General features: G+C 63.3%; 2 protein-coding genes. Both read right to left on the bottom strand.

Annotated elements, in window-relative coordinates; all coding sequences use genetic code 11:
• Window positions 1–48: 48 nt before the first annotated feature.
• Complete coding sequence (hutH, locus tag ACW9JE_RS29660) at window positions 49–1581, bottom strand: histidine ammonia-lyase (protein WP_457434785.1); 1533 nt, start codon at window positions 1579–1581, stop codon at window positions 49–51.
• A gap of 116 nt (window positions 1582–1697) precedes the next feature.
• Window positions 1698–3221, bottom strand: a complete 1524-nt coding sequence (hutH, locus tag ACW9JE_RS29655) for a histidine ammonia-lyase (protein ID WP_457434784.1) — start codon at window positions 3219–3221, stop codon at window positions 1698–1700.
• Window positions 3222–3338: the final 117 nt, after the last annotated feature.

Genomic DNA, 3338 nt, shown 5'->3' with positions numbered 1-3338 from the left:
GGTTTGATGTCGCCCCTGTAGGAGCGAGGCTTGCCCGCGAAGGGGCCATCACAGACTCGGCAGCAACCTCGCCGAAACCAGCTCGGTCAGGCACCGCGAAGCCAGCAGTTCAGTCGCCGCGTTGATGTCCGGCGCAAAGAAGCGGTCCTTCTCGTAGAACGGCACTTCGTTGCGCAGGATCGCGCGGGCTTTTTCCAATGTTGGCGAGGTCTTCAGACCGTTACGCAGGTCCAAGCCCTGCACCGCCGCCAGCCATTCCACGGCGAGAATGCCGCGAGTGTTGCCAGCCATTTCCCAGAGGCGCTTGCCGGCGGCCGGGGCCATGGAGACGTGGTCTTCCTGGTTGGCGGACGTTGGCAGGCTGTCCACAGAATGCGGATGGGCCAAGGCCTTGTTTTCGCTGGCCAGTGCCGCGGCCGTTACCTGGGCGATCATGAAACCGGAGTTCACCCCGCCATTGGCCACCAGAAACGGCGGCAGCTGCGACATGTGTTTGTCCATCATCAGCGAGATGCGACGCTCGCTCAGCGAACCGATTTCGGAGATCGCCAGCGCCAGGTTATCCGCGGCCATGGCCACGGGTTCCGCGTGAAAGTTGCCGCCGGAAATCACATCACCTTCGGCGGCGAACACCAGCGGGTTATCGGAAACGGCGTTGGCTTCGATCGCCAGCACTTCGGCAGCCTGACGGAACTGGGTCAGGCAGGCGCCCATGACTTGCGGCTGGCAGCGCAGGGAGTACGGGTCCTGGACCTTTTCGCAGTTCTCGTGGGAATCGGAAACCTCGCTGCGCTCGCCCAGCAAATCGCGGTAGGCGGCAGCGGCGTCGATCTGGCCTTTCTGGCCACGGGCAGCGTGGATACGCGCGTCGAACGGCGAACGCGAGCCGAGTACCGCTTCAACGGTCAGTCCACCAATTGCCAGCGCACCAGCAAACAGGTCTTCACCTTCGAAAAGGCCGCGCAGGGCAAATGCGGTGGACACCTGAGTACCGTTGAGCAGCGCCAGCCCTTCTTTCGCGGCCAGGGTCAGCGGGGTCAGGCCGGCGACTTTCAGCGCTTCGGTCGCTTCCATCCACTCGCCCTTGTGGCGCGCCTTGCCTTCGCCCAGCAGCACCAGCGACATGTGCGCCAATGGCGCGAGGTCACCGGACGCACCAACCGAACCCTTCAAAGGAATATGCGGATAGACCTCGGCGTTGATCAAGGCGATCAACGCGTCGATGACTTTGCGACGGATACCGGAGAAACCACGGCTCAGACTGTTGACCTTGAGCACCATGATCAGGCGGCACAGCGCATCGCTGATCGGCTCGCCGACGCCGGCGGCGTGGGACAGCACCAGCGAACGCTGCAGGTTTTCCAAGTCTTCGCTGGCGATGCGGGTCGAGGCCAGCAGGCCGAAGCCGGTGTTGATGCCGTAAGCGGTGCGATTTTCGGCAAGGATCTGTTCAACGCAGGCGACGCTGGCCTCGATCTGCGCCGAGGCACTGTTATCGAGGGTCAGCTTAACAGGCTGCTGATAAACCTCACGCAGCTGGGCAAGGCTCAATTGGCCGGGAATCAGGTTTAGCGCAGTCATTTTTGGCTCCTTGTGAGAGTTGTAAATCAACTACCAGACGCTCCGGAGATATCCGTTGTCCGTCGCTTCCCGCCTTTTGGACGGGCTGGCGCCTTGGCACGCTGGTTCAACGGAAATCAGTGCAGATTCGGCAAAGCCTTTTGCAACAGCGCCGAATCCTTCAATACGCCGGCCGCAGCGGCGATGTCCGGCGCCAGCCAGCGGTCCTGGTCGTAGGCCGGCACGCGTTCGCGCAGCAGACGCCACGCCGCATCGGTCCCGGCGCCGAAACGTTGTTCCTTGAGGAATTCGAAAGCCTGGGCCGCCAGCAGGTACTCGATGGCGAGGATCTGCGTGCAGTTCTCCAGCGCGCGATGCAGCTTCAGCGCAGCGTTGGTGCCCATGCTCAGGTGGTCTTCCTGCAGGCCCGAGGTGACGTAGTTGTCGAGCACCGCCGGTTGCGCCAGCTGGCGGTTTTCCGCGCACAGGGATGCCGCGACGTACTGCACGATCATCATTCCGGAGTTTACCCCCGGATTGGCCACCAGGAAGGCCGGCAGACCACTGACGTGCGGGTTGATCAAACGGTCCAGGCGACGCTCGGCGATGGAGCCGATTTCCGCCATGGCAATGGCCAGCAGGTCCGCCGCCATGGCCACCGATTGACCGTGGGGGTTGGCCTGGGACATGACGCGGAAGTTGTCCGGGGTGCCCAGCAGCAGCGGGTTGTCGGTGCAGCCGTTGAGTTCGATTTCGACTTGCTTGATCGCATGTTCCAGCTGATCGCGGGCGGCGCCGTGGACCTGCGGAATCGAGCGGATACTCAGGGCGTCCTGGGTGCGGATACCCTTGCTCTGGGCGATCACTTCACTGCCGTCGAGCAGCGCACGCAGGTTGACGCCGACCTTTTGCATGCCCGGGTGCGGCTTGAGCGCGATGATCTCGGCATCGAACGCGGCGATCTGCCCGCGCTGGGCCTCGAAGCTCATGGCGCTGATCACGTCGGCCCATTGCAGCAGGCGCGTCGCATCGGCAATGGCCAGGGCGCTGAGGCCGTTCATGCACGGCGTGCCGTTGACCAGGCACAGCCCGTCTTTGGCACCGAGTTGAACCGGTTGCAGGCCTTCTTCGGCCAGGGCTTGCTGGGCGGAGACGATCTGCCCGCGGTAGCTGACGTTGCCGACGCCCAGCAAAGCGATGGAAATGTGGGCCATGTGGGTCAGGTAACCGACCGAACCCTGGGACGGCACTTGCGGGGTGATGCCCTTGTTGAGCAGCGCCAGCAAGGCTTCGACCACCCGACGATGCACGCCGGATTTGCCTTGGGAGAAGTTGAGGATGGCCGCGCACATGATCGCGCGGGTCTGCTCGTCGGCCAGCGGTGCGCCGACGCCACAGGCGTGGCTGAGCAGGGTGTTGCGCGACAATTGGCTGAGCTGTTCGTCCTTGAGCGAAACGTTGCACAGCGCGCCCAGGCCGGTGTTCACGCCATAGGCGCGCTCACCGCTGCTGACGATGCGTTGGACGATGGCCTGCGCGTTCTCGATCCGTGCCCAGGCCTGGGCCGACAATTCCAACTGCGCGCCGTGACGGGCGACGGCGACTACATCCTGCCAACGCAGCGGGGCGTCGGCGATAACGATTTTTTCAGCCTGGGACATCTTCAACCTCGTGCGTACAACCTGAATGTTGATGCAGCTTTGCCGACGCCTTCGCGGGCAAGCCCGCTCCCACAGTGTTCAGTTGTGTGAACACGATCTGTGCAACACAGCTATTCC

It is taken from the genome of Pseudomonas sp. SDO55104_S430 (genome assembly GCF_054070595.1).
The sequence above is the reverse complement of the archived record's forward strand: the minus strand, read 5'-3'. Positions and strand labels throughout refer to the sequence as shown.

Coding starts and splice junctions, on each gene's coding strand:
- hutH (WP_457434785.1), bottom strand. CDS start 1,581: ATGACTGCGCTAAACCTGATTCCCGGCCAATTGAGCCTTGCCCAGCTG.
- hutH (WP_457434784.1), bottom strand. CDS start 3,221: ATGTCCCAGGCTGAAAAAATCGTTATCGCCGACGCCCCGCTGCGTTGG.